Annotated in this window: 23 protein-coding genes; 16 read left to right on the top strand and 7 right to left on the bottom strand. The window is 74.2% G+C overall.

Annotation, left to right across the window (positions count from 1 at the left end):
• Positions 1-6: 6 nt before the first annotated feature.
• Genes AC069X_RS13945 through AC069X_RS13930 form a run of 4 tightly spaced genes read right to left on the bottom strand, consistent with a single transcriptional unit; the run spans position 7 to position 4055 of the window.
• Positions 7-2106, bottom strand: coding sequence for an acetate--CoA ligase family protein (locus AC069X_RS13945; protein WP_478728359.1), 2100 nt, complete (start codon positions 2104-2106; stop codon positions 7-9).
• Position 2107: 1 nt separating this feature from the next.
• Complete coding sequence (locus AC069X_RS13940) at positions 2108-2299, bottom strand: ferredoxin (protein ID WP_478728357.1); 192 nt, start codon at positions 2297-2299, stop codon at positions 2108-2110.
• On the bottom strand, positions 2296-3627 hold the full coding sequence (locus AC069X_RS13935; RefSeq protein WP_478728355.1) for an NADH-ubiquinone oxidoreductase-F iron-sulfur binding region domain-containing protein: 1332 nt from the start codon (positions 3625-3627) through the stop codon (positions 2296-2298). Before AC069X_RS13935 ends, AC069X_RS13940 begins: the two co-directional genes overlap by 4 nt.
• The gene (locus tag AC069X_RS13930; protein ID WP_478728353.1) at positions 3624-4055 is read right to left on the bottom strand and encodes a hypothetical protein; all 432 of its coding nucleotides are present in this window, start codon (positions 4053-4055) and stop codon (positions 3624-3626) included. Before AC069X_RS13930 ends, AC069X_RS13935 begins: the two co-directional genes overlap by 4 nt.
• 486 nt (positions 4056-4541) lie before the next feature.
• Between AC069X_RS13930 and AC069X_RS13925 the strand changes: the two genes are divergently transcribed.
• From AC069X_RS13925 to AC069X_RS13895, 7 genes are all read left to right on the top strand, one after another.
• Positions 4542-5708 (top strand): aromatic ring-hydroxylating oxygenase subunit alpha, encoded by a 1167-nt coding sequence (locus AC069X_RS13925; protein ID WP_478728351.1) that lies wholly within the window; start codon positions 4542-4544, stop codon positions 5706-5708.
• Between the two features lie 94 nt (positions 5709-5802).
• A complete protein-coding gene (locus tag AC069X_RS13920; protein WP_478728349.1) occupies positions 5803-6933 on the top strand; it encodes a polyamine ABC transporter substrate-binding protein in 1131 nt (376 codons plus the stop codon).
• Position 6934: 1 nt separating this feature from the next.
• Positions 6935-7816 carry an ABC transporter permease gene (locus AC069X_RS13915; protein ID WP_478728347.1) on the top strand — a complete coding sequence of 294 codons (882 nt, stop codon included), beginning with the start codon at positions 6935-6937 and terminating at the stop codon, positions 7814-7816.
• Positions 7813-8661: an ABC transporter permease gene (locus AC069X_RS13910; RefSeq protein WP_478728345.1), complete on the top strand. Its 849-nt coding sequence runs from the start codon at positions 7813-7815 to the stop codon at positions 8659-8661. The genes AC069X_RS13915 and AC069X_RS13910 overlap by 4 nt, the downstream gene beginning before the upstream one ends.
• A gap of 5 nt (positions 8662-8666) precedes the next feature.
• Entirely contained in the window at positions 8667-9776 is a 1110-nt protein-coding gene (locus AC069X_RS13905) for an ABC transporter ATP-binding protein (RefSeq protein ID WP_478728343.1), read from the top strand.
• Between the two features lie 25 nt (positions 9777-9801).
• The gene (locus AC069X_RS13900; RefSeq protein WP_478728341.1) at positions 9802-11130 is read left to right on the top strand and encodes a flavin monoamine oxidase family protein; all 1329 of its coding nucleotides are present in this window, start codon (positions 9802-9804) and stop codon (positions 11128-11130) included.
• A complete protein-coding gene (locus AC069X_RS13895; RefSeq protein WP_478728339.1) occupies positions 11123-12523 on the top strand; it encodes an aminobutyraldehyde dehydrogenase in 1401 nt (466 codons plus the stop codon). Before AC069X_RS13900 ends, AC069X_RS13895 begins: the two co-directional genes overlap by 8 nt.
• 55 nt (positions 12524-12578) lie before the next feature.
• Here AC069X_RS13895 and AC069X_RS13890 read toward each other — a convergent pair whose 3' ends face one another.
• The gene (locus tag AC069X_RS13890) at positions 12579-13745 is read right to left on the bottom strand and encodes an agmatine deiminase family protein (RefSeq protein ID WP_478728337.1); all 1167 of its coding nucleotides are present in this window, start codon (positions 13743-13745) and stop codon (positions 12579-12581) included.
• A gap of 176 nt (positions 13746-13921) precedes the next feature.
• A complete protein-coding gene (locus AC069X_RS13885; protein WP_478728335.1) occupies positions 13922-14554 on the bottom strand; it encodes a TetR/AcrR family transcriptional regulator in 633 nt (210 codons plus the stop codon).
• Between the two features lie 217 nt (positions 14555-14771).
• Here AC069X_RS13885 and AC069X_RS13880 point away from each other — a divergent pair, with 217 nt between their 5' ends.
• The 8 genes from AC069X_RS13880 to AC069X_RS13845 all read left to right on the top strand — a co-directional run bounded on the left by AC069X_RS13880 (position 14772) and on the right by AC069X_RS13845 (position 22888).
• Positions 14772-15350, top strand: coding sequence for a TetR/AcrR family transcriptional regulator (locus AC069X_RS13880; RefSeq protein ID WP_478728333.1), 579 nt, complete (start codon positions 14772-14774; stop codon positions 15348-15350).
• Between the two features lie 289 nt (positions 15351-15639).
• Complete coding sequence (locus tag AC069X_RS13875; RefSeq protein ID WP_478728331.1) at positions 15640-16656, top strand: agmatine deiminase family protein; 1017 nt, start codon at positions 15640-15642, stop codon at positions 16654-16656.
• 113 nt (positions 16657-16769) lie between these two features.
• Positions 16770-18440 carry an ABC transporter substrate-binding protein gene (locus tag AC069X_RS13870; protein WP_478728329.1) on the top strand — a complete coding sequence of 557 codons (1671 nt, stop codon included), beginning with the start codon at positions 16770-16772 and terminating at the stop codon, positions 18438-18440.
• On the top strand, positions 18437-19396 hold the full coding sequence (locus AC069X_RS13865; protein WP_478728327.1) for an ABC transporter permease: 960 nt from the start codon (positions 18437-18439) through the stop codon (positions 19394-19396). The genes AC069X_RS13870 and AC069X_RS13865 overlap by 4 nt, the downstream gene beginning before the upstream one ends.
• On the top strand, positions 19393-20247 hold the full coding sequence (locus AC069X_RS13860; RefSeq protein ID WP_478728325.1) for an ABC transporter permease: 855 nt from the start codon (positions 19393-19395) through the stop codon (positions 20245-20247). Before AC069X_RS13865 ends, AC069X_RS13860 begins: the two co-directional genes overlap by 4 nt.
• The gene (locus tag AC069X_RS13855; protein WP_478728323.1) at positions 20244-21320 is read left to right on the top strand and encodes an ABC transporter ATP-binding protein; all 1077 of its coding nucleotides are present in this window, start codon (positions 20244-20246) and stop codon (positions 21318-21320) included. The genes AC069X_RS13860 and AC069X_RS13855 overlap by 4 nt, the downstream gene beginning before the upstream one ends.
• Positions 21310-22125, top strand: a complete 816-nt coding sequence (locus tag AC069X_RS13850) for an ABC transporter ATP-binding protein (RefSeq protein ID WP_478728322.1) — start codon at positions 21310-21312, stop codon at positions 22123-22125. The genes AC069X_RS13855 and AC069X_RS13850 overlap by 11 nt, the downstream gene beginning before the upstream one ends.
• Positions 22126-22363: 238 nt before the next feature.
• On the top strand, positions 22364-22888 hold the full coding sequence (locus AC069X_RS13845) for a DM13 domain-containing protein (RefSeq protein ID WP_478728320.1): 525 nt from the start codon (positions 22364-22366) through the stop codon (positions 22886-22888).
• Positions 22889-22900: 12 nt separating this feature from the next.
• On the opposite strand, the gene AC069X_RS13840 is transcribed toward AC069X_RS13845, so the two are convergent.
• Positions 22901-23659: a hypothetical protein gene (locus AC069X_RS13840; protein ID WP_478728318.1), complete on the bottom strand. Its 759-nt coding sequence runs from the start codon at positions 23657-23659 to the stop codon at positions 22901-22903.
• 232 nt (positions 23660-23891) lie between these two features.
• On the opposite strand from AC069X_RS13840, the gene AC069X_RS13835 reads away from it, so the two are divergent.
• Positions 23892-25217: a polysaccharide deacetylase family protein gene (locus tag AC069X_RS13835; protein ID WP_478728316.1), complete on the top strand. Its 1326-nt coding sequence runs from the start codon at positions 23892-23894 to the stop codon at positions 25215-25217.
• Positions 25218-25336 lie beyond the last annotated feature (119 nt).

The following is a 25336-nucleotide window of genomic DNA, read 5'->3' as shown; positions in this document are numbered from 1 at the left end:
TTCGGCTCAGTGGTCCGTACGGGGGGCGGTCCGCGCGGCCGGGACGGCCCGCGCGTCCAGGGCGAGGGCGCCGTCCGGGCGCACCAGCAGCGGATTCACCTCCAGCTCGGCGATCTCGGGGTGCGCGGCGGCGACGGTGGTGATCCGCTCGATGACGTCGGCCGCCGCGGCCACGTCCACGGCCGGCCGCCCGCGCACCCCGTCCAGCAGGGGGGCACCGCGCAGACCCCGCAGCAGGGCCTCGGCCCGCCGGGCGGGCACGGGGGCGAGCGCGAAGGCGACGTCGCGGAGCGTCTCGGTGAACACCCCGCCGAACCCGACCAGCGCGACCGGCCCGAACCGGGGGTCCTGGTGCACGCCGACGATCAGCTCGACGCCGTCCGTGAGGTCGGCCATCGCCTCCACCGAGTGGGCGGCGGCGCCGAGCCGGGCGCGCATCTCGCGGTACGCGGCCACGAGCGCGGCCCGGTCGGGCAGGCGCAGCGCCACCCCGCCGGCGTCGGACTTGTGCAGCAGGTGCAGCGCCTTGAGGACGTACGGCCCCTCGATGCCGGCCGCCGCTTCGAGGAGTTCCGCCTCGTCCGTGACCTCCCGGGCCGCCGGGAACGGCACCCCGGCGGAGGCCAGCAGCGCCCGGACCCCGTGGTAGCCCGGATCCCGCAGCGGGGCGGCGGCCGGCGGCAGCGCGGGCACGCCGTCCGGGCCGGCCCCGGTGCGGCGGCCGGTGACGGCCGCCAGCGCCCGGGCGGCGTCCTCGGTCGCGGCGAACACCGGCACCCCGGCCCCGGCCAGCACCCGGCAGCTCGGCGAGCCCGGGTACATCGACTGCACCACGAGGGGCTTCGGCGCGGCCGCGAGGTGCGCGACGATCTCCTTGGCGGCCCGCGTCTCGCCCTCCGCCAGGACCGAACCCCCGGCCGGCCCGCCGCCGAGACCGCCCTCGGCGGCCGCGTAGCCGCCGAAGTACCCGGTCATCAGCACGGCGTCGACCTCATCGGCGGCCAGCAGCTCCCCGACCGCGTCCGCGTACGACATCGGCCGCCGCTCGCCCATCCCCGCCAGGTCCACCGGGTTGCCGGTGGAGGACTGCTCCCACAGCACGGCCCCCAGCCGCTCCCGGGCGGGCGCCCCGAGCTCCGGTACGCGCAGCCCGGCGTCCTCGGCCGCGTCGGCGGCGATCGCGCCGTGGCCGCCGCCGTCGGTCAGGACCGCGGTGCGCCGGCCGCCCGTACGGGCCCCCGCGCCCAGGGCCGCGAGGACGACCGTCATCTCCCTCGGCGTGCGGACGAGTTCGACCCCCGCGTCCCGGCAGGCGGCGGCGACCACGTCGGCCGAGGTGGTCAGCGCCCCGGTGTGCGAACGGGCGCTGCGCGCGGAGGCCGCGCCCCGGCCGGCGGTGAGCAGCACCACCGGCTTGCCGGCCGCGGCGGCGGCCGCCGCGAAGGCCCGGCCGTCGCCGAAGTCCTCGGCGTACACGGCGATGGCGGAGGTGGCGTCGTGGCGGGCGCAGTCGGTGACGAGGTCGACGAGGGTGACGTCGGCCTGGTTGCCGAGGGAGACGAACCGGGAGAAGCCCAGGCCGTGGGGTCCGCCGCGCAGCTGGAGTTCGAGGGCCAGGTTGCCGCTCTGGCTGAGCAGGGCGACGCCCCCGGGTGCGAACCGGTCGGAGGCGAGGTACAGCTCGGTGGTGTTGTCGGCGATGCCCAGGCAGTTCGGGCCGACGAGGACCGCCCCGGCGGCCCGGACGCGGGCGGCGACCGCCCGCTGGCGGGCGAGGCCGGCGGGTCCCGCCTCGGCGAAGCCGGCGGTGATGGCGACGATGGCCTTCGCCCCGCAGGCCAGGGCCTCGTCGACGGCGGCCTCGAAGCCGGCGCCGGGCACGGAGAGGACCACCAGCTCGACGGGTTCGCCGATCGCGGTGAGGGAGGTGGCGGCGCTCCGGCCGAGGACGGTTCCGCCGCGCCGGTTGACCAGGTGCACGGGCCGCCGGCCCGGGGCCCGCAGCGCCTGGGCGGCGACGGCGTGGCCGTACTTGGCCGGGTCGTCGCTGGCGCCGACGACGGCCACGGAGCGCGGGTCGAAGAGGGCGGTCAGATCGCGCGCCATGTCATCCCTCCACGCGGAGGGCGGAGTTGGGGCAGGCGTCGGCGCAGGCGCGGGCGGTTTCCTCGGCACCGGCCGGGACGAGGACGGCGATGACCCGCGCGTAGCCCCATTCGTCGAGTGCGACCAGGTCGGGTGCCGGTTCCTGGCACAGTCCGTACCCCTGGCAGCGGGTGGAGTCCAGCAGGAGTTTCACGGCGTCGTTCCTTTCAGGGCGGGCGGTTGGGCGGGGCCTGGGGCCCCGGCGGGGGAGGCGCGCACCCGCGTCCGGACGGGGTGGGCGGTGAGCGCCGGCACGGCCACGGTGAGGCGGCCGCCGTCCGCGGGCGGGGCGGCCGCGCAGACCGGGCAGGGGCCGGCGAGGTGGGAGCGGACGGCGCCGGGGAAGGAGCGGAGCAGGCTGCCCGCGATGCCGGCGGCGGCGTCGAGCAGTCCGCAGGCGCCGCGTCCGGGCAGCCCCCGCGACCAGCGGCGCAGGCCGTCCTCGGTGTCGGGGCCGGCGGCGGCGGAGGCGAGGGCGCGCAGGGCGCCCGCGACGGCCGCGGTGCCGGAGACGCAGACCCCGCACTGCCGGGCGCTCTCGGCGGCGAGGTGGGCGGCCGCGTCGGCGGCGGTGCCCACGGGGCAGTCCCCGGCGCCGAGGAAGCGGATCGCCCCGCATCCCAGGGCGGTGCCCGCGGCGGCGAGGGTGCCGGGTTCGAGGGGGAGGTCCAGGGCGGGGGCGCCGACGAGCCCGCCGAAGAGCCCGCCCATCAGTGCGCCGGCCGGTTCGGGGGCGCCGCCGAGCTCCGCCAGCGCGCGCAGGGGGGTTCCGTACGGGACCTCGGCGAGTACGGGCTCGCGGCCCGCGCCGGAGAGGGTGACCAGGGTGGTGCGGGCGACGGCGCGGCGCAGGCCCGGCCGGGCGGCGGTGAGCGCGATCCGGGCCAGTGTCTCGACGTTGGAGACCAGGGTCGGCGCGCCGCCGACGCCCCGCTCGAACGGGCGGGGCGGTTTGGCGGTGGGCAGGGCCGGTCCGCCGTCGATCCTGCGGACCACCGCCGTCTCCTCGCCGGCGACGTACGCGTGGCCGGTCTCCACCACCTCGACGGGCAGCGGGGGCGGGTGTTCGGCGAGGGCCCGGCGTACGCTGCCGGCCGCGACCGGGTCGGAGAGGTACACGTAGCCGCGCACGGCGCCGGTGACGGCCGCGGCCCGGGTGAGGCCGTCGAGCACCAGGTGGGGCCGGGCGCGCAGCAGCCAGCGGTCCTTGGCCGAGCCCGGCTCGCCCTCCTCGCCGTTCGCCACGACCACCGGGCGGCCGCCGGCGTCGCGTACGGAGCGCATCTTGACGGCGGCCGGGAAGCCGGCGCCGCCCCGGCCGCGCAGTCCGGAACCGGCGAGGTGGGCGAGCAGTTCCTCCGGGCCGCCGGCGGTGCCGTAGCCGCCGGCGGCCCGGTAGGCGTCGGCGTCCTCGGCCTGCTGGGGGGCGGCTCCGAGGACGCCGGCGGGGTCCGGCGTCGCCGGGAGGCGGATCGTGGTCACGGACCGGCTCCTTCCGGGGTGCGGGTGTGGGTACGGGTGCGGGTGCGGAGGGTCCGGACGGCGTCCTCCAGGGCGGTGCGATGGCGCGCGGTGCGGCCGTATCCCGGTCCCGGGAGGCCGATGAGCATGCGGTGGTGGTCGAGGACGACCTCGCCGGCGAGCAGGGCGGCGGCGGGGTCGCCCGCCCGGGCTCCGGCGGCCACGCCGGTCACCAGGTCGGTGACCTCGGCGAGGTAGCGCAGCCAGCCGCGCCGGGTGCCGCGCAGGACCAGGCGCTCGACGCGGCGCCGCTCGGCCGCGGCCAGCTCCTGCGGCCGGGCGGGGACCGTACCGGGGGAGGAGGCGCGCAGGGCCGCGACAGCGGCGGGGAGTTCCCGTTCCGGCTCGGGGGTGAGCCCGAGCCAGTCCAGACGGCGACGACCGCTCATGCGTGCCTCCGGGAGGTGGGGTGCCGCCCGCTGCCCGGCAGGCCGGCGGGTGCGAGCCGCGGTGCGGGGAGGCCGACGGCGCGCCGCGTGGACGCCGGGGGCGTGCGGCGGGATCGGGGACGGGGAGACCGCCGGTCGGGGAGATCGACGGGCCGGGATCAGGCATCGGGGGTGCGGGCCGGGCGGGCCGCGCGGCGGCCTCCGCACCCCGGTGACCAGGGCAAATACGGAGTAAAGCCCGCGAGGCGACAGAAAAGCGCGTTTGCTGACCGATCGGTCAGGCAAGAATCACGCTAGCTGACCGATCGGTCAGTGAACAAGTCTTGACCCGGCGGAAACGAGCCAGCAGTCTGACTGTCCCATCGGTCAGCCAGGCCCCGGCTCCCCGCCCCGGCCGCCTGCCCGCAACCGGCTCGCCCGCCTCCAGCACCCCCCGCCATCGAACGCCGACACCCATCGCCGCACGCCGGCACGGAGGAGTCACCGATGCACTCCAGAGCCCCCGACACCCGCATCCCGCACACCCCGGCCGCCGACGGCATTCCCGGCCCCGCGCTCCCGGCGCGCTACTACACCGACCCCGCCACCGCCGCGGCCGAGACGCGCCGCGTCTTCGCCCGTTCCTGGCAGCTCGTCTGCCACGAGTCCGACCTGCCCGCCCCCGGAGCCCGCCTGGCCGCCGCCGTCGCGGACCGTGAGGTCGTCGTGGTCCGGACCGAGGGCGGCGGCCTCGCCGCCCACCTCAACGTCTGCCGCCACCGCGGCACCCGCCTGGTCACCGCTCCCGAACCGGCCGGCAAGGCCATCCGCTGCCCCTACCACGGCTGGACGTACCGCCTCGACGGAAGCCTGGTCGGCGCCCCGGAGGCCCGGCAGATCCCCTGCCTGGACAAGCCGGCGCTCGGCCTGTTCCCGGCGGCCGTCGAATCCTTCCTCGGCTTCGTCTTCGTCAACCTCGACCTCGACGCCGTGCCCCTGGCCCAGAGCTGCGCGGGGCTCGCGGAGGCCGTCGGCCACTACGCCGGAGCCGACCTGGTACCGGTCGGCCGCGCCCGCATCCACGACCTGGCCGGAGCCGAAGTGCAGCGGGCCAACTGGAAGGTGGCGGTCGACAACTACCTGGAGGGCTACCACGTCCCGGTCGCCCACCCCGGCCTGATGCGGCTGCTCGACTACCAGGGCTACACCTGCGAGACCGCCCAGGACTATGCCCTCTTCGCCTCGCCGCTGCGCGACAAGCCCTCCTCGAACTGGGCCGAGCGCCTCTACCAGCGCGTCGCCGCCCCGATGCCCGGCCTCGCCGACGCCGACCGCCGCGTCTGGCGGTACGCGGTCATCTATCCCAACACCCTCATCGACTTCTACCCCGACCACGTCCTCGCCTGGACCGCGATCCCCACGGCCGTCGACCGCGTGGCCGTCCCCGGCGGCTTCTACACCCGGCGCGGCACCGGCCTGCGGACCCGTCTCGCCCGCCGCCTCAACATCCACATCGGCTGGATCACCAACGACGAGGACGCCGAGCTGGTGGCGCGGGTCCAGAAGGGCCTCTCCACCCCCGGCTTCGAACCCGGACCCCTCTCGCGCCGCGAAGCGGCGGTCGCCTGGTTCGCCGGCCGCATCCGGGCCGACCTCGACGCCGCGGACACCTGAGCCGCCCCCACCCGACGACCGAGCACCACGACCGAGCCCCCCACGGACCGACGCTCGCTCCCGCCGTCCCCCGCGGCCCTACGGAGAGGACCCCATGTCCCCCGAGGCACACCCCACGTCCAGACGCTCGTTCCTCCGCGCCGGCACCGCCGCCGCCCTCTCCCTCGCCGCCCCGGGCTGCGGTTTCTCCTCCGCCGACGACCCGGCCGGCCAGGAGGCCGCCCGGGCACCCATCGACGTCAAGGTCGACGGCGACCTCGTCTACTTCAACTGGGCGGACTTCGTCGACCCCGCCGTCTTCGAGGGCTTCCAGCAGGAGTACGGCGTCAAGGTCGTCCAGTCGAACTACGACTCCATGGAAGGCATGGCCGCCAAACTCAACGCAGGCAACCGCTACGACGTCATCTTCCCCACCGCCAAATGGGCCCAGCGGCTCGCGGCCGGCGGCCGGCTCCGCACCATCGACCACTCGCGGCTGCGCGGCGCCGACGCCGTCTTCGGCGCCTACGGCTACTTCAACGACCCCTGGTACGACCCCCGTTCCGCCCACACCGTCCCCTTCACCATGTACAAGACGGGCATCGGCTGGCGCCGCGACCGGCTCGGCGACCTCACCGGCTCCTGGGACGACCTGTGGACCGAGCGGGCCAAGGGCAAGGTCTTCGTCCTCGACGACCGCGACGAGGTCCTCGGCCTGGGCGCGCTCAAGCTCGGACTGCCCCTCACCACCGGCGACCGCGGCGAGCTGGCCCGCGTCACCGACACCCTGCGCTCCCTCCGCCCCCACCTGCGCGGCTTCTCCAGCGACAGCTACAACAACCTGCTCAACGGCAACGCCGACATGACGCAGGCCTGGAGCGGCGACATGGCCGCCATGCTCGCCCAGGCCGAGGACCCCGCCGTCTTCGGCTTCGAGGTCGCCCGCGAGGGCGCCCCCGTCAACTCCGACTGCTACGCCATCCCCGCCAACGCCCGGCACCCCGGCACCGCGATGCTCTTCATCGACTACATGCTCCGCCCGGAGAACGTGAAGAAGAACATCGAGTACATCGGCTACCCGATGCCGGTCCGCGGCACGGAGGACACCTACGCGGCGCTCGTCGAACCCTTCCCCCAGTGCCTGGTCACCACCGACGACCTCACGGCGGACCTCTTCTTCCGCAACGGCGACGCGCCCGGCGAACGGGCCCGCGACGCCGCCTGGACCGAGGTGAAGGCCGGCTGACATGGCACGAAGCGACCGAACCGGGACCGCCCGTCCCCAGCCGCGCCTGTGGACCTGGCTGCTGCTCCCCGGCACCCTCTGGATGACCGGCTTCCTCCTCGCCTCCCTCCTCCTCGTCGCCGCCCTCGCGCTCGGCACCACCGACCCGCTCGGCAACCCCCGCTTCGGTTTCAACCCCGGCAACCTCACCGCCCTGGCCGACCCCGCCTACCGCACCGTCCTGCTGCGCTCCCTCGGCTACGCCCTGGTCACCTGCCTCGTCTGCCTCGCCGTGGCCTACCCGGTCGCGTACGCCATCGCCCTGCACGGCGGCCGCTTCAAGAACCTGCTGATCGCCGCGATCGTCGTCCCGTTCTTCGCCAACTACCTGGTACGGATGTACGGCTGGTCCGTCGTCCTCTCCGACGACGGACCCCTCCTCAAGGCGCTGCGCGCGGCCGGACTCGCCGACGACGGCACCAGGATCCTCCAGACCGGCGCGGGCGTCGTCGCCGGACTCGTCTACGGCTTCGTCGTCTTCATGGTCATCCCGCTGTACGCGGCGATGGAGCGCATGGACACCTCGCTCATCGAGGCCGGCCGCGACCTCTACGGCGGCCCCCTGCGCACCTTCCTCTTCGTCACCGTCCCCGCCACCCGCCAGGGCGCCGCAGCCGGCTGCGTGCTCGTCTTCCTGCCCGCCATGGGCGACTTCGTCAGCGCCCAGCTCATGGGAGGCCCCGACCAGATCATGATCGGCAACCTGATCCAGGACAAGTTCTTCCAGGGACAGAACTGGCCCCTCGGCTCCGCCCTCACCATGCTGCTGATGGCGGTCCTGCTCCTCGGCATGCTCGGCTACCTGCGGCGCGCCCGCAAGGACGAGGCGGAGGCCGCCCGATGAGCACCGTGAAACCCCGCCGCCGGCGGGGCCGGCGCGGCGCCGGGCGCCGGCCCCGCTTCGCCGTCGCCGCCACCGCGCTCTTCTTCGCCCTCCTCTACCTCCCCGTCGGCGTCGTCGTCCTGTTCTCCTTCAACGCGCAGAAGTCCCTCACCGTCTTCGACGGCACGAGCCTGCGCTGGTACGCGGCCCTCGCCCACGACCACGCGCTCCTCGACTCCCTCGGCATGAGCCTGCGGGTGTCCCTCGTCGCCATGGCCGGCTCGCTCGTCCTCGGCGTCGCGCTGGCCCTCGGCCTCGTACGCAGCCGCAGCCGGCTCGGCTCCCTCGCGGGACTGGTCATGCTCGTCCCGCTGGTCACCCCGGAGATCGTCACCGGCGTCGCGGCGATGCTCCTCTTCAAGGGCCTCGGCATCACCCTGTCCACCACCACGGTGATGCTCGCCGAGATCACCTTCTCGATCTCCTACGTGACGGTCATCCTCCGCTCCCGCGTCGCCGCCCTCAACCCCGAGGTCGAAGAGGCCGCCATGGACCTCGGCGCCACCCGCCGGCAGGCCCTGCGCCTGGTGACCCTGCCCGCCCTGCTGCCCGCCGTCCTCGCCTCCGCGGTCCTGGTCTTCGCCCTCGTCTTCGACGACTTCGTCCTCGCCTACTTCACCACCGGCGTCGACCCGCAGCCGCTGTCCGTGCGCATCTACTCGGCGATCCGCTTCGGGGTGCAGCCCACCATCAACGCCGTCGGCACCCTGATGCTCGCCGGATCCATCGGCCTCATCGCCCTCGCCCTCGCCATCCCGCGCCTCTTCGGGCGCCGCGGCGGCCTCGACCTGCTCTCCGGGAAGTGATCCCCATGCACCCGACCCCCATACCCCCGACACCCGTACCGCCCACCCCCGCCGTCCGGCTCGACCGGGTGAGCAAGCGGTACGCCGCAGGCCAGGGCGCCTACGCCGTCCACGAGGTCGAACTCGACATGGCCCAGGGGGAGTTCTTCTCCCTCCTCGGCCCGTCCGGCTGCGGCAAGACCACCCTCCTGCGGATGATCGGCGGCTTCACCGACCCCACCGACGGCGGCGTCCTGCTCGACGGCCGGGACGTCACCGGCCTCCCGCCCCACAAGCGCGACGTCAACACCGTCTTCCAGAGCTATGCCCTCTTCGACCACCTCGACCTCGCCGGCAACGTGGCCTTCGGCCTCAAGCGCAAGGGCGTCGACCGCGCCGAGATCCGCAGGCGCGTCGCCGACATGCTGGACCTCGTACGGCTCGGACACCTCGCGGGCCGCAAGCCCGCCACCCTCTCCGGCGGCCAGAAGCAGCGCGTCGCGCTCGCCCGCGCCCTCGTCAACCGGCCCCAGGTCCTGCTGCTCGACGAACCGCTCGCCGCCCTCGACCTCGGGCTGCGCCGCCACATGCAGGTCGAACTCAAGCAGATCCAGCGCGAGGTCGGCATCACCTTCGTCTTCGTCACCCACGACCAGGACGAGGCGCTGAGCATGTCCGACCGCCTCGCCGTCATGAACGAGGGCCGCGTCGAGCAGTGCGGAACCCCCGAGGACGTCTACGAGCGCCCCGCCACCCGCTTCACCGCCTCCTTCATGGGCACCTCCAACCTCGTCGCCGGCACCTACCGCGCCGGCCGCGTCACCCTCGACGAAGGCCCCGAACTGCCCGTCGGACACCGTGCGTCCATCTCCGACGGCAGCCGCGTCAGCCTGTCGATCCGCCCCGAGAAGATCTGGCTGTCCGACCTGGAACCGGGCATGGCCCGCGTCGGCGGAGTCGTCCGCGAGACCGTCTACTGCGGCGCCACCACCACCTACCTCATCGAACTGGCACCCGGGGTCACCATGTCCGTCCTGGAGCAGAACACCGTCCGCTCCCGCAGGGAGGACCGCTGGAGCGGCGGCGAACGCGTCGAGATCGGCTGGAAGCCCGAACACTGCCTGGTCCTCGACTGAACCGGCCCCGACCCAAGGACACCCCATGAACCACGACGTCATCGTGCTCGGGGCCGGCCTGGCCGGCCTCGCCGCCGCACGCGACCTCGCCGCGGCCGGGACCGACGTCCTCGTCGTCGAGGCCCGCGACCGGGCCGGCGGACGCGTCGAGCAGACCGCACTCCCCGACGGCCGCCTCGTCCAGCTCGGCGGAGAGGTCGTCGGCAGCGCCCACACCGCCTACACCGGACTCGTCGCCGAGCTCGGCCTCACCCTGGTGCCCAGCTACGTCGCCGAACCGGGCACCCTCACCCGCGCCACCCCCGAAGGCGTCTCCGCGGGCGAACCGCCCCACTGGTTCGGCCCCGGCGACGAGGCCCTCCACCGGAAGGCCGCCGCCGCCTTCCACGCCCTCGCCCGCACCGTCGACCCCGACGACCCCTGGGCCCACCCCGACGCCGCCGCCCTCGACCGGACGTCCGTGGCCGGCTGGCTCCGTGCCCAGGGCGCCGGCCCGGCCGTCGTCCGGCTCTGGGAGATCGGACAGCTCGCCCTCGCCGACGGGTCCTGCGAGCGCTGCTCGCTCCTCGCCGCCCTGCGCAAGCACGCCGCCGTACCGGCCGGCGGCACCGGGCCCGAGCCCTACGACCACCAGGCCTGGGAAGGGCTGCGGGTCGCCGAGGGCTCCGCCACCGTCGCCCTGCGCATGGCCGCCGAGCTCGGCGGACGCGTCCGCACCGGCTCACCCGTCGCGGCCGTCACCGTACGCCGCCCCGGCCGATGCACCGTCCGGCTGGCCGGCGGCGAGACCCTCACCGCCGCGGCCGTCGTCAGCGCCCTGCCCGTCGGCCCGTTCCGCTCCGTCGCCGTCAGCGGGGTCTCCGAGGAACGCCTCGCCTCCCTGCACCGGCAACGCCAGGCCCTCGCCGCCAAGTTCACCGCCGCGTACGACCGGCCGTTCTGGCGCGACACCGGCCGCAGCGGGCTCTCCGAATGCGAAGGGGTCCTCGGCAGCACCTGGCCGCAGAGCGAGGGAGTCCTCTCCGCCCTCGTACCGCCCGAGCGGTTCGGCGTCCTCCTCGGCACCCCCGCCGCGCTGCGCACCCGCGAGCTCCTCGCCGAGATCGCCCGCCTCTACGGCGAAGAGGCGCACCGCCCGCTCGCCACCCACATCCGGCTGTGGGGCACCGACCCGTGGACCCAGGGCTACGTCACCCAGTGGACCCCCGGCGACGTCATGGCCGTCGGCCCGCGCCACGGCACCCACGAACCGCCCTTCTACGTCTGCGGATCCGACCAGTGGGCGGCCGGCTACATGGAGGGCGCCGTCCGCACCGGACGCGGAGCCGCGAAGGAGGCACTGCGCCGTGGCTGAGACCCTGTCCAACCACATCGGGGGTGCCGAAGTGGCCGCCGCCTCCGGGGAGACGAGCGAACTGACGAACCCGGCCACCGGGCGGATCCACCGCCGCGCCCCCCGCTCCGGGCCCGCCGACGTCGACGCCGCCTGCGCGGCGGCCGCGGCCGCGTACGAGCACTGGTCCACGACCACCCCGGCCGTCCGCCAGCGCGCCCTGCTCGGCATCGCCGACGCCGTCGAGGCGCACGCGGAGGCCTTCGAGGCCGCCGAGACCGGCGACACCGGCAAACCCGGCCACCAGTTCCGCACGGAGGAGCTGCCCGCGATCACCGACGCGCTCCGCTTCTTCGCCGGGGCGGCCCGCACCCTGCCGGGCCCCGTCGCCGCCGAGTACACCGAGGGCCGTACGTCGCTGCTGCGCCGCGAGCCGGTCGGGGTCTGCGCCCAGATCACCCCGTGGAACTACCCCCTGATGACGGCCGTGTGGAAGCTCGCCCCGGCCCTCGCCGCGGGCAACACCACCGTCCTGAAACCCGCCGACACCACCCCCGCCTCGACCGTCCTGCTGGCCCGCGTCGCGGCCGGCCACCTGCCGCCCGGCGTGCTCAACGTGCTCTGCGGCGACCGGGACACCGGCCGGGCCCTCACCGCCCACCCCGACGTCGCCCTCGTCGCGGTCACCGGGAGCGTCCGGGCGGGCCGCCAGGTCGCGGCGGCCGCCGCCGACGGCCTCAAACGCGTCCACCTGGAACTCGGCGGCAACGCCCCGGTCATCGTCCACGAGGACGCGGACGTCCGGGCCACCGCCGCCGCACTGGCCGGCGTCGCGTACTACAACGCCGGCCAGGACTGCACCGCCCCCACCCGGCTCCTGGTCCACCACCGGATCCACGACGCGTTCCTCGACGCCTTCGCGGCCGAGGCCGGGGCGCTGTCCGCGGGCACCGACTTCGGCCCCCTCAACAGCGCCGCCCAGCTGGCCTCGGTACGGGGCTTCCTCGAACGGCTGCCCGGGCACGCCGGGATCGTGACCGGCGGCCGCCGCCTGCCGGGCCCGGGCTTCTTCCACGAGCCCACCGTCGTCGCGCGGGCGCGCCAGGACGACGAGATCGTCCAGGAGGAGGTCTTCGGGCCCGTCGTGACCGTGCAGTCCTTCACCGACGAGAAGGAGGCCCTGCACCTCGCCAACGGCGTCCGGCACGGCCTGGCCGCGAGCGTGTGGACGGCCGACCACGACCGGGCCATGCGCGCGACCCGGGCCCTGCGCACCGGCATCGTCTGGGTGAACACCCACGGCACCACCGTCTCCGAGATGCCCCACGGCGGGGTCGGGCACTCCGGCTACGGCAGCGACCTCTCCATGGCGGGCCTCCTGGACTACACCCAGGCCAAACACGTCATGCTCTGAGCCGGGGCGGACCGTGACCGGACGGACCGGACGGACCGGGCCCGTACGGCCCCGGTCAGGCCGCGGGCCTGCCCGGCTGGTCGTGGGTGGAGCAGTGGATGCCGCCGCCGCCCGAGGCGATCGTGTCGATGGGGACCGGGACGATGTCGCGCTTGGGGAAGTGCTCCCGGAGGATGCCCCGGGCACGGTCGTCGGCCGCGCGGTCGCCGAATCTGGGCATGAACACGGCGTCGTTGGCGATGTAGAAGTTGGCGTAGGTGGAGACGAAGTCGTCGCCGTGGCCCGTGATGCGGTTCAGGTCCGGCTGCGGCAGGTCGACGACCTCGAAGCGCCGGCCCCGGGCGTCCGTGGCCTTCGACAGGACGGACTTCGCCTGGTCCGCGGAGCGGGACCAGGAGTCCTTCGGGGTGCTGGGGTGCGCGCGGTCCAGCAGGACGACCCCGGGCTCGGTGAACCGTACGAGGCTGTCCACGTGGGCGTCGGTGATGTCCTCGCCGCGCACCCCGGCCAGCCAGATGACCTTCTCCACCCCGAGGGTCCGCTTGAGCTCGGCCTCGATGGTGTCGCGCGACTTCCCGCGGTTGCGGTTGTCGTTGACGATCGAGCTCTCGGTGATCAGCAGCGTGCCCTCGCCGTCGGGCTCGAAGGAGCCGCCCTCGGCGACCAGCGGTGCCTGCACGCGGGGGATCTTGTACTTCTGCAGCAGGGCACGCCCGACCTGGGCGTCGTTGGGGTGCTCCTGCTTGTTGCCCCAGCCGTTGAAGTTGAAGTCGACGCCGACGGCCTTGCCGCCCTCCTCGACGAAGACGGGGACGGTGTCACGGGCCCAGAGGTCGTCGACGGCCAGCGGGATGACCTCCACCTGGGAGCCGACGGCCCGCTGGGCGGCCGCGACCTGCTCCGGGCGGGCCATCATGACCACGGCCTCGTACTCCCCGATCGCGCGGGCGATCCGCGCGATGTCCTCGCGGACGTAGCGCAGGTCCTCCTCCCACACCCCCGCGGCCAGGGCCGGCCAGGACATGAAGGTGCGGGTGTGGCTCTCCCACTCGGCGCCCAGACGGCGCTTCGGGGCTGCGGCGGACGACTGGGCCGAGCCGGCGGGGGTACCGGACCGCAGGGCGGTCTCGGCAGGCCCGCAGGCCGCGGCGCCGAAGGCGAGGGCACCGAGCCCGGACAGGGTGCGCAGGACGGTCCGGCGAGCAGGGGGCGGGTTCGACACGGGAGACTCCGATCGTGGACCGGCGGGACAGGTTCGTCCTGCCGGGACGGACGCGGGGCGCGACCAGGGGCGCGGGCCCCGGGCTCCTACGACAAGGGTGCGCGGCAACCCCGCGGTCGGCCGTTCGGCAAGAAGGCGGAACGGCCCGTGTCGGTACTGTGTCACTGACTGGATTTTCAGTCAAACCGTGAGGGCTGCGGCGACGCCGACGTGGGCGCGTCCCGCGGCGCCAGCCGGTCGGCCTCCACCCGGACCGCCGCCCGCAGCAGCTCCCGGGCGTGGGCCGGTGGCGTCAGCCCGCTGAGCCAGCGCACGCTGAGCCCCTCCAGCAGTGCGGTCAGCCGGGCGGCGGCCGCCCCGGCCGCACCGGCCGGCGCCCGCGGGTGCACGGCGGCCAGCAGCTCCGCGACCTCGGCGGCCCAGGCGGCGCCCGCGGCGGCGAGATCCTCCCGCAGCTCCGGATCGAACACCGCGTGGGCCCGCAGCTCGCCCCAGGCCGCGCTGTTCTCGCGTACCTCGGGCAGGTCCTGGACCTCCAGCAGCAGCATTCGTTCCAGCCGCTCCCGGGGGTCGGCCGGGTGGGCGGACGGGGGATCGTCGCGCTCGGACCCGGTATAGCGGCCGGCCCGGTCCCCGATGAAGGCGAGGGCGTGGCGCAGGATGCCGGTCCGGTCCCGGAAGTGGTAGTAGACCAGGGCCGTGGACACCCCTGCCTCCGCCGCCAGCTCGGTCACCCGGAGCCCCCGGACGCCTTGGCGGGCGATGACCCTGGCCGCGCTTTCGAGGATGACGCGTCTGCGGTCCGTCACGGTGTGATCCTTCCTGGCGATGTCGCGTCTCGCATTGTCACACATTGACTGAAAATCCAGTTAGGGCGACGATGCGGTCCGGTCACTTCCGCATCTTGAAAGAGCCCCCGCATGTCCGTTCGGCGCGCGGGCCGGGGGGCGGGCCGCACCCGGGACCCGGACTGCCGGTGACGGGCCGCTTACGCCCGGCCCGGAGCACCCCGGTAAGGTGCGGGACATGGCGTCTCGCAGCACTCAGATCCTGGAAGCGGCCGCCCGGGTGATCGCCCGGCGCGGGGTCCGCGGGCTGCGCGTGGAAGAACTCGCGGCCGAGGCCGGGGTGTCCACCGCCCTGATCTACTACCACTTCAAGGACCGCACCGGGGTCCTGCGCCAGACCCTGGAGTTCATCAACGACCGCGCCGAGCGGTACACCACCGACCGCGATCCCTCCGAGCCCCCGCTCTCGCCCCGCGAAGAGCTGGAGGAGACCCTGCTGCTCGAACTCCAGGACACCGTCGAGGTGCGGGAGAACAGCGCGGCCTGGGGCGAACTGCGGGCCAGCGCCGTCTTCGACGAGGTGCTGCGCGAGGACCTCGCCCGGGCCACCCTCGTGTGGGTGCAGGAGGTGGCCGCGCTGCTGGGCCAGGTCCAGCCGATGGTGCCGGCCTCGGCGCTCGCCGCGGCCGCCGAACGGCTCACCGCCCTGCTGGAAGGGCTCAGCATGCGCTGGCTCAGCGGTGGCATCAGGATCGGCCACGCCCGCGAGCTGATGCTCGGCGCCATCGACGCCGAACTGTCCGGCCTCCGCCACTGACGCGCCGCCCCCGCGTTCCTTGCCCTGCGGGGCGGGGAGGTTTCCACGCCGCATCTCTTGACTGAATTTTCAGTCAGTGCCAGAGTGAAGCCCCGACCGGCCCCGGGCGTATCCCCTCGCGGTTCCGCGCCGCGCCTACGAGGCGCCCCGATCCCCGAGCCCGTACGCAGCCCCGCCGCCGCGTGACCTCGACGCATCCGGTCGGCCTCCTCTCCCGCCCCATTCCCTTCTCTTGACTGAAATTTCAGTCCGGTGACAGACTCCGCTCACGCACGAAATGAGACTCCAGATGGCTGAATACCGCATGCCCGCCGAGTGGTCCGCCCACGAGGGCTGCCTGATGGCCTGGCCCACCCGCGAGGACCTGTGGGGCAGCGTCCTGGCCGCCGTGAAGGAGGAGTACGCCGACGTGGCCCGCGCCATCGCCGCCTTCGAGCCCGTCACCATGGTCGCCCCGCCCGGACACGGCGAGGACGCCCGTACCCACTGCGGGGACGCCGTCACCGTCCTGGAGCTGCCGCTCGACGACTCCTGGTTCCGCGACTCCGCCCCGCTCTTCGTCCTCGACGCGGACGGCAACCGGGCCGGCGTGGACTTCCGCTTCAACGCCTGGGGCGGCAAGCACCACCCGTGGGACGCCGACGACCGGATCAGCGCCCTGGTGCTGGAGCACGTCGGAGCCCCGCGCATCCCGTCCCGGATGGTCCTCGAAGGCGGCGCGATCACCGTCGACGGCGAGGGCACCCTGATCACCACCGAACAGTGCCTGCTGCACCCCAACCGCAACCCCGGGATGAGCCGCGAGGAGATCGAGGCAGAGCTGAAGGTCCGGCTCGGAGTCACGAAGATCATCTGGCTGCCGTACGGCGGTCTGCTCGACACCGAGACCGACGGCCACGTCGACGGAGTCTGCGCCTTCGCCGCGCCCGGCACCGTCGTCGTCTCCCTCCCCGCCGACCCGGCCCACCCGGACCACGCCCGGATGCGTGCCAACCGCGCCGTGCTGGAGGCCGTCACCGACGCCCGGGGCCGCCGCCTGGAGGTCATCGAGGTACCGCAGACCGCCTTCGCCGACCTCGCGGGCGGCGAGATCGAGGTGTCCTACCTCAACTACTACATCGCCAACGGCGGCGTCGTCGTCCCGGTGGCCGGCCTGCCCCAGGACGAAGAGGCCCTCGCCGTCATCGCCTCCGCCCACCCCGGCCGCAAGGTCGTCGGCGTCCGCGCGCTCGCCATCGCCTTCGGCGGCGGCGGGGTCCACTGCATCACCCAGCAGATCCCGGCCGCCCGCCCCGCCACCGGCTGACCGGACCGGACCCCCTGGCCGGACCACCTGGGCGGACCCAGCCGTTCCCGGCGGACCGCCCGCGCGGTCCGCCCGCTCCTCCCCGCATCCCTCACGGAAAAGAGAGCGCGACGATGACCACCTCACCACCCCGCACCGGCAGACGCCCCCGCCGCCGGACCGCGGCCCGGCGCACCGCGGCCGCCGCCACCGCCGCCCTGTCCTCCCTCGCCCTCCTCGCGGCCTGTGCGGGCCCGTCCAAGGACAGGTCCGGCGGAGTCGCCGACGTCCGTCTTTCCGCCTCCACCCCGCAGGCCAGGGGCGAGATCGACTCCTTCACCTGGGCCGTCTACGCCGAACCGCCCACCCTCGACTACACGGTGGCGTTCGACTACCCCCAGAACACCGTCCTGTCCAACGTGTGCGAGAGCCTCATGCGCTGGAACCCGGACCTCACCACCGAGCCCGGACTCGCCCGGAAGGCCTCCAACCCCGACCCCACCACCTGGGTCTACGACCTGCGGCCCGGCGTCCGCTTCCACGGCGGCGGCGAGATGACCGCCGACGACGTGGTCTTCAGCCTCGGCCGCCAGACCGACCCCGCGAACGCCGCCGCCTGGGCCCAGGTCTTCCAGAACGTCGCCTCCGTCACCAAGACCGGCCCGCTCCAGGTCACCGTCAAACTCGCCAAGCCCGACTCCCAGTTCCCCCAGTACATGGCCACCGCCGCCGGGGTCGTCGCCTCCAAGGCCACGGTCGAGGCCGCAGGCAAGGACTACGGCACCGCCGGCGGCCTCGGCTGCACCGGCCCGTTCGCACTCGGCACCTGGAACAAGGGCCAGTCCATCGAACTGGACCGCTTCGACGGCTACTGGGGCACCAAGGCCAAGGCGAAGAAGGCCGTCTTCCGCGTCCTGACCGACCCCTCCGCCCGCACCAACGCCATGCTCAGCGGCGAGGCCGACGGCGGCTACCTCATCCCCACCGAGAGCTACGGCCGGCTGCGCGGCAGCGGCGCCGGCACCCTCTACTTCGGCGAGGGCCTCAGCACCGTCAACGTCAACGTCACCAACACCCAGGGCCCCCTCGGCGACGTCCGCGTCCGCCGCGCCCTCTCCCTGGCCCTGGACCGCACCGGCTTCGTCAAGGCCGGCCTCGGCGGGGCCGGTACCGTCACCGGCTCCCTCACCACCCGCGCCGCCTGGGCGGCCGCCCCCGAGCAGACCCTCAGGACCGCCTTCGACGCCCTGCCGCCCACCGGACGCGACATCGAACGGGCCAAGGCCCTGATCAAGGAGGCCGGCGCCACCGGCAAGACCCTGACCGTCGCCACCAGCGCCATCGGCCAGGACGTCTCCCTCCTCGCCACCGCCGTCCAGGCCGCCGGCACCACGATCGGCCTCGACATCCGGCTGAAGACCATCGCCCCCAACGCCTTCACCGCCCTGTTCACCGACCCGCAGGCGCGCGAGGGCATCGACATGTTCCCGCTCACCTACTACGACTCGATCACCGACCCGCTCGACCTGCTGACGAACTTCAAGACCGGCGCCTCCATGAACTTCGCCGGCCACAGCGACCCCGAGTACGACAAGCTCGTCGACGAGGCCACCGCCGCCTACGACCCGGCCGAGCGCCTCGGCATCGTCGCCGGGCTCCAGCGCCGGGCGGGCGAACAACTGCTGTGGATCCCCGTCGCCGAGTGGCCCACCGCGGTCTTCCTGAACAAGCGGATCACCGGCGCCCCGACCACCATCTCGTACATGTACCACCCGTGGGCCGCCGCCGTGGGGGCCGCACAGTGAGCTTCGCCCGATTCGCGGTACGGCGGCTGGCGGAGATGGCCGCCACCCTGCTCGCCGCCTCGTTCGTCGTGTTCGGGGCCATGTACGCGGCCCCGGGCGACCCGGCCGCCTTCCTCCTCGCAGGCCGATCCGCCTCGCCGGAGGCACTCGCCTCCGTCAGGGCCCAGTACCACCTGGACGATCCCTTCCTCGTCCGTTACGGCCGCTGGCTCGGCGACGTCCTCCAGGGCGACTTCGGCCGCTCGCTCACCTACCGCACCGACGTCTCCCGCCTGCTGGCCGACCGGCTGCCCACCACCCTGCTCCTCGTCGCGATGGCGCTCACCGTGGTGGTCGCCGTCGGCCTGTTCCTCGGCAGGCTCGCCGCCGTCCGCGGCGGAGCCACCGACTCGGCCGTCCTCGTCACCACCACCTTCGCCGTCGGCACCCCCTCCTTCGTCGCGGCCGTCCTGCTCCAGGGCCTGTTCGCCGTCGAGCTCGGCTGGTTCCCCAGCAGCGGCGCCGGCGAAGGCCTCACCGACAAGCTCTGGCACCTGGTGCTCCCCGCGACCGCCCTCTCCCTCTACCTGATCGGCATGCTCGCCCGGGTCACCCGCTCCGCCATGGCCGAAGCCCTCGACAGCGACCACGTCACCGTCGCCCGCAGCCGCGGCGTACCGGAACGCCAGGTCATCAGCCGCCACGTGTTCCGCAATTCCCTCGGCACCATCCTGACCACCGGCGGCCTGATCGTCTCCACCCTGCTCGTCTGCACCGTCCTGGTGGAGACCGCCTTCAGCGTCGGCGGCATCGGCCAGCTCCTCGAACTGTCCACCAGCACCAGGGACTTCCCCACCGTCCAGGCCATCTCGCTGATCGTCGTCGCCCTCTTCATGGCCGTGAACCTCGTGGTGGACCTGCTGCTCCCGCTCGTCGACCCCCGGGTCGCCCTCGGAACCAGGGGGGCCGCCGTATGACCGCCGTACTGACCCGCCGGCCCGGACTGTCCGGGATCCGCGCCGCCCGCTCCCCGCTCCACCTCGTCTGCCTGGGCTTCGTCGGCCTGGTCGTCCTCGCCGCGCTGTCCGCACCCTGGCTGGTCCCCCACGACCCCAACGCCGTCGACCTGGGCAATGCCCTGGCCGGTCCCGGCGCCGGGCACCCGCTCGGAGCCGACGCCGCGGGCCGCGACACCCTCTCCCGGCTGCTGCTCGGCGCGCGGACCTCCCTGCTCGGCCCGCTCGGCGTCGTCGTGTTCTCCACCCTCGCCGGAGTGGCCGTCGGCACCGCCGCCGCCTGGCGCGGCGGCCGGCTCGACTCCGTCCTGTCCCGCAGCACCGAGCTGGTCTTCGCCTTCCCCGGCATGCTGCTGGCCATCCTGATCATCTCCGTGTACGGCGAGGGACTGCTCGCCCCGGTCATCGCCCTCGCCGTCGCCTACCTGCCCTACGTCAGCCGCCTCACCCGCTCCCTCGTCCTCGCCGAAGCGGCCCGCCCCTACGTCAGCGCCTACCGGGTCCAGGGCCACTCCGCCCTGCAGATCTGCCTGCGCCACGTCCTGCCCAACATCGCCCCCGTCGTCCTCGCCCAGTCCACCATCAACTTCGGCTACGCCCTGATGGACCTCGCCGGGCTGTCCTTCCTCGGACTCGGCGTCCCCGCCCTGACCCCCGACTGGGGCCGCATGGTCTTCGACGGGCAGACCGCGATCCAGCACGGCTATCCGCTGTCCGCGGTCCTGCCCTGCGCCGTCATCGTGCTGACCGTCGTCGCCTTCAACGTGGTGGGCGAACGCTGGGCCGACCGTGTCGCCAGGAGAGACCGATGAACAAGCCCACCACCACGCCCGGAAACCCCGCCACGCCCGGCACCGGCACCACGCCCGGAACCGGAGACGGGTCCGGACGTGCGGACGCCCCCGGCGCCGCACTCGTCGTCCGGGGGCTGCGGGTCACCCTCCCCGGCACCGCCCGGCCCGTCCTCGACGGCGTCGACCTCACCGTCGCGCGCGGCGAGACCGTCGCCCTCGTCGGCGAGTCCGGCTCCGGCAAGAGCATCACCTCCCGCAGCGCACTGGGCCTCCTGCCGCCCGGCGCCCGCTCCGAGGGGGAGGTACGGGTCTGCGGCCGCGACGTGCTCGCCCTGCCGCCGGCCGAGCTGGCATCCGTACGCGCCGGCACCGTCGCCATGGTCTTCCAGGACCCGCGCGCGGCCGTCAACCCCCTGCGCCGCATCGGCGACTTCCTCACCGAGAGCGTCCTCCTGAACGGGACGCCGAACCGCACGGACGCCACCGCCCGCGCGACCGAACTGCTGCGGGCCGTCGGCCTGGACGCGTCCGTGCTGCGCAAGTACCCCGGCCAGGTCTCCGGCGGCATGCTCCAGCGGGTGGTGATCGCGGCCGCCCTCATGGGAGACCCCGCCCTCCTGCTCGCCGACGAACCCACCACCGCGCTCGACGTCACCAGCCAGGCCGAGGTGGTCTCCCTGCTCGCGGGGCTGCGCGCCCGCTTCGGCACGGGACTGCTGTTCGTCACGCACGACCTCGACCTCGCCGCCGCCATCAGCGACCGGGTCTACGTCATGTACGCCGGACGGATCGCCGAGACCGCGCCCGCCGAGGCCCTCTTCGCCCGTCCGCGCCACCCGTACACGGCCGCCCTGCTCGCCTCCACCCCCCGGATGGACGGCCCCCGCGGCCGGCTCGCCGCCATCGACGGCCGCCCGCCCGACCTCCGCGAGGAACTGTCCGGCTGCGCCTTCGCCGCCCGCTGCCCGCTCGCCACGGAGATCTGCGACCAGCGGGCGCCCCGCCCGTCGGCCGGCCCCGGCCGGCCGGACCACCTGGCCGCCTGCCACCACACCGACCGGCTCGAAGGGAGCACCGCCGATGTCCGCTAGCACCACGGAGACCCCGTACCTCCTGGAAGCCAGGGGGCTGCGCCGCGCCTTCGGCAGCGTGCGGGCCGTCGACGACGTGTCCTTCGCCCTGCCCGAGGGCGGATCGCTGGGCGTCGTCGGCGAATCGGGTTCCGGCAAGACCACCACCGCCCGCATCGTCGTCGGCCTGGAACGGGCCGACGCCGGAGAAGTCCTGGTGCGCGGCCTGCCCCGGCCCGGCCGCACCCGGGGCAGGGCCGCCCGGCTGGCCCGGGCCCGGCAGGTCCAGATGGTCTTCCAGGACCCCTACCTCTCCCTCGACCCGCGCACCCCGGTCGATGCCGCCCTGCGCGAGACCCTGACCCTGCACTTCCCCGGACGCGACCACACCGCACGGCTGCGGGAACTGCTCGACCAGGTGGGCCTGGGCGCCCGGGCCGCCGGGGCCAGGCCCCGGGAGCTCTCCGGCGGCCAGCGCCAGCGCGTGGCCATCGCTCGCGCCCTCGCCGTCGAGCCGGCCGTGCTCGTCCTGGACGAGGCCGTCGCCGCCCTCGACGTCTCCGTCCAGGCGCAGATCCTCAACCTGCTGGCCGACATCAGGGAGGAGACCGGGATCGGGTACCTGTTCATCACCCATGACCTCGGCGTCGTCCGGTCCGTCACCGAGGAGATCGTGGTGATGCGCCACGGAGCCGTCGTCGAGCACGGCCCGACGCAGCGGGTCCTCGCCGCGCCCCGGCACCCGTACACCCGGCTGCTGCTGGACTCGGTGCCCCGCCCGGGCTGGGACCCGGACGCGATCGCCGAGGCCCGGCGGGCCCTCTGAACGCGGCTGCCGGACCGGTGCGGAGTACGGGGCCGCACCGGCCGAGGGGGTGCCCGCGAGGCAGCGCCGCCGCCCGGAGGGCGTCCCCTGCGGCCCCGCACCAGCAGACCGGCAGCCCGCCCCACCCCCTCCGGGGCGGTCCCCACCCGGGCGGGCTGCCGGTGGCGGGCGTCGGATCCCCACACGACGCTCCGCATCCAGTTCAATGGGTACGCAACGACGACGGAGGGGCAGGCACATGGGACGAGCGGGCGGGCGGCGCAAGCCGCTGCTGATCGCGGCGGTGGCGGTGACGGCCGTACTGGTGGCGGCGGGACTGTACTGGTTCGAGCCGTGGAAGCTCTGGCAGGACCGGACGATCAGGGAGGCACTGCCGAGCGCCTCGGCGTCCGGCCCCGCCCAGGCGGCTCCCCGGACCCTGGCCCGGGGGACGCTGATCAGCCACGAGCACACCACCACGGGAACGGTCCGGACGGTCCTCCTGCCGGACGGTTCCCGCGTGCTGCGCATCGAGGGCCTGGACACCAGCGACGGGCCGGACCTCCGGGTCTGGCTGACCGACGCCCCGGTGAAGGAGGGCACGGCCGGCTGGCGCGTCTTCGACGACGGCAAGCACGTCAGCCTGGGCGAGCTCAAGGCCAACAAGGGGGACCAGAACTACCCGATCCCGGCGGACGTGGACCTGTCCCAGTACACGAGCGTGTCCATCTGGTGCGACCGCTTCGACGTCTCCTTCGGCGCCGCCGCCCTGAACCCGGCCTGAACCGGCCGGCGCTCAGGCCGGCAGGTCGCGGGCGAGGGCGGTCATCACGATCCGGGTCTTGGTGTCACCGATCGCCGGCGGCGTGAGGCCGCGACCGCGCAGGGCCGCCCCGAGGCGGTCCTGGGCCTCCGCCGCGTCGCCCCGGCCGGCGCGCACCGACACCTCGACGAACCGCAGGCCGCCCCCGGTGGTCCACTCCTCGACCGCCACGCTGCGCGGCAGCTCCTCCCACTCCTGCTTCCACTTGACGGCGTGCACCGGGCCCAGCGCCGTCAGGCCGTCGAGCCCGCCGTCTGCCAGGCGGGCCGCGCCGAGCAGTTCGAGCTGCTCAGCCAGGAGCAGCCGGCCGGGGGAGCCGGGGTCGAGGGAGGACGCGAAGCCCACCTCGGCCTGGAGCGAGGCGGCCAGAACGGGCGTGAACGCGGGACCCGCCCGGTCCTCCTCGATCCGGTACTCCCACTCGTCGCCCTCGCGCTCCCGGAGCCAGGGCTCCGGGAGCGGGGGGCACGGCCGCAGCTTGACGGTCACGTCCGCCTCGTCCTTCGAGCCGCGCCCCTCGCGGTCCCGGCGCAGACGCAGGATGATTCCCCGCGTCAGGAGGGGCAGCGAGATCTCCGGACCGGCGGTCCTCGTCGGCCTGTCCCAGAAGTGGACGGACCGGCGGCGGCCGTCGTCGCGGTCGAGCCCCAGGGCGTCGAAGGCCGCCGCGGCCTCCGTCCCGGCGAAGCTGACCTTGATCTCGGCGGCCTCGGCCGCGGGGGACTGCGTCATGGAGCCGTTATCGCCCGGGCGGGCCGCCGGGCGGCGGCGTTCCCGGAAGGCGGTCCGCAGGGTTCACCCGAGCGCCACGCCGGATTGCCACGAATGGTCGCGGTCTGTGGATCGGCTGTGAAAGGGTCGATGTGTGGGGGGTGTGGTACAGGGGTTGTGCCCACAAGTTCTATATTCGTACGAAGCATCCACGCGCGGCCCTGCTGCGGAGATTCAGGGGGGTACGACCGCGATGGCCGACACCGACACCGCCGCCGGGGCCCGGGCGCAGTCCCGGACGGCCCGCAAGGCGCGCCGCAAGACGCGCAACCGCAAGCGCCTGGGCATAGCCGGCGCGGTGATCGTGACCGGTGGCGCCGCCACCGCCTTCGCGGTCGCCTTCACGGGCTCCTCCGACGCCCGGCACGACGCGCGCCTGGCGGCCCCGGCGGGAGCGGGCGGGGTGACCGGCGGGCCCGGCTTCGGCAAGGGCCCGAAGCCGAACTGGGACGGCAAGGTCGAGGTCCTCGGTGACGGCTCCACCTCGTACACCGGCCCCCAGCCCGGACAGCTGAAGCCCGAGAAGCTGAAGCCCGGAGAGAAGCCGCCGCAGTTCGTGGTCTTCTCCTGGGACGGCGCGCTGGAGGGGGACGACCGCCTCTTCTCGCACTTCCGCCAGGTGGCCAAGCAGAACAAGGCCCACATGACCTTCTTCCTCACGGGCATCTACCTGCTGCCCGAGAGCAAGAAGTCGCTCTACCGCCCGCCGCAGCACGGCCAGGGCGCGGCCGCCATCTCGTACCCGACCGTCCCGCACGTGAAGTCCACGGTCCAGCAGCTGCGCGGCGCCTGGAACGACGGCCACGAGATCGGGTCCCACTTCAACGGCCACTTCTGCGGCCCCAAGGGCGGCGGCGACTGGAGCCCCGAGGAGTGGAAGAGCGAGATCGACCAGACGTACGCCTTCATGAAGAACTGGAAGACCAACACCGGCTTCACCAAGGAGGCGCCCCTGCCCTTCGACCCGGACCGCGAGGTGGTCGGCGGCCGCGCACCCTGCCTGGAGGGCCAGAAGAACCTGCTGACGGCGATCAAGCCGTACGGGTGGCGGTACGACGCGAGCTCGTCGGGCGACTTCCAGATGTGGCCGTCCAAGATCGACGGCATCTGGAACTTCCCCCTCCAGCTCGTGCCGCTCCAGGGCAAGGAGGTGCAGGTCCTCTCCATGGACTTCAACTTCCTCTACAACCAGTCCGGCGACAGCACCCAGGGCGACCCGGCGAAGTTCCCCGCGTGGCGGGACCAGGTCCGCGGCTCCTACATGAACGGCTTCAACCGCGTCTACAACGGGAGCCGGGCGCCGATGTTCATCGGCAACCACTTCGAGGACTGGAACGGCGGCATCTACATGAAGGCCGTCGAGGACGTGATGAAGGACGTCTGCAACCGCGAGGACGTCCGGTGCGCGTCGTTCCGGGAGGTCGCGGACTGGATGGACGCCCAGGACCCGAAGGTCCTGGCCCAGCTGCGGATGCTCGACCCCGCCCAGGCGCCGGACTGGAAGGCGGTCGTCAAGTAGCGCGGGACCCGGGGGGGAGGGGGGGGGGGGGGAGGGACATCGGGCCTTCCTCCCCCCCTTGCCTAGTCTCCCTCATCCTTGGTGACCGAGGCTCCTTGTTCACATACCTGTGCTCTGGT

The organism is Streptomyces sp. NPDC043896 (assembly GCF_056435605.1).
Note: the sequence above shows the minus strand (reverse complement) of the source record. Positions and strands in the feature narration are given on the sequence as shown.

Bases quoted from the DNA above. Each gene is read 5' to 3' on its own strand.
- AC069X_RS13880 (WP_478728333.1), top strand. From the start codon at position 14,772: ATGGCGTCTCGCAGCACTCAGATCCTGGAAGCGGCCGCCCGGGTGATC.
- AC069X_RS13920 (WP_478728349.1), top strand. From the start codon at position 5,803: ATGTCCCCCGAGGCACACCCCACGTCCAGACGCTCGTTCCTCCGCGCC.
- AC069X_RS13915 (WP_478728347.1), top strand. From the start codon at position 6,935: ATGGCACGAAGCGACCGAACCGGGACCGCCCGTCCCCAGCCGCGCCTG.
- AC069X_RS13900 (WP_478728341.1), top strand. From the start codon at position 9,802: ATGAACCACGACGTCATCGTGCTCGGGGCCGGCCTGGCCGGCCTCGCC.
- AC069X_RS13925 (WP_478728351.1), top strand. From the start codon at position 4,542: ATGCACTCCAGAGCCCCCGACACCCGCATCCCGCACACCCCGGCCGCC.
- AC069X_RS13930 (WP_478728353.1), bottom strand. From the start codon at position 4,055: ATGAGCGGTCGTCGCCGTCTGGACTGGCTCGGGCTCACCCCCGAGCCG.
- AC069X_RS13910 (WP_478728345.1), top strand. From the start codon at position 7,813: ATGAGCACCGTGAAACCCCGCCGCCGGCGGGGCCGGCGCGGCGCCGGG.
- AC069X_RS13835 (WP_478728316.1), top strand. From the start codon at position 23,892: ATGGCCGACACCGACACCGCCGCCGGGGCCCGGGCGCAGTCCCGGACG.
- AC069X_RS13850 (WP_478728322.1), top strand. From the start codon at position 21,310: ATGTCCGCTAGCACCACGGAGACCCCGTACCTCCTGGAAGCCAGGGGG.
- AC069X_RS13860 (WP_478728325.1), top strand. From the start codon at position 19,393: ATGACCGCCGTACTGACCCGCCGGCCCGGACTGTCCGGGATCCGCGCC.
- AC069X_RS13905 (WP_478728343.1), top strand. From the start codon at position 8,667: ATGCACCCGACCCCCATACCCCCGACACCCGTACCGCCCACCCCCGCC.
- AC069X_RS13845 (WP_478728320.1), top strand. From the start codon at position 22,364: ATGGGACGAGCGGGCGGGCGGCGCAAGCCGCTGCTGATCGCGGCGGTG.
- AC069X_RS13945 (WP_478728359.1), bottom strand. From the start codon at position 2,106: ATGGCGCGCGATCTGACCGCCCTCTTCGACCCGCGCTCCGTGGCCGTC.
- AC069X_RS13875 (WP_478728331.1), top strand. From the start codon at position 15,640: ATGGCTGAATACCGCATGCCCGCCGAGTGGTCCGCCCACGAGGGCTGC.
- AC069X_RS13855 (WP_478728323.1), top strand. From the start codon at position 20,244: ATGAACAAGCCCACCACCACGCCCGGAAACCCCGCCACGCCCGGCACC.
- AC069X_RS13840 (WP_478728318.1), bottom strand. From the start codon at position 23,659: ATGACGCAGTCCCCCGCGGCCGAGGCCGCCGAGATCAAGGTCAGCTTC.
- AC069X_RS13870 (WP_478728329.1), top strand. From the start codon at position 16,770: ATGACCACCTCACCACCCCGCACCGGCAGACGCCCCCGCCGCCGGACC.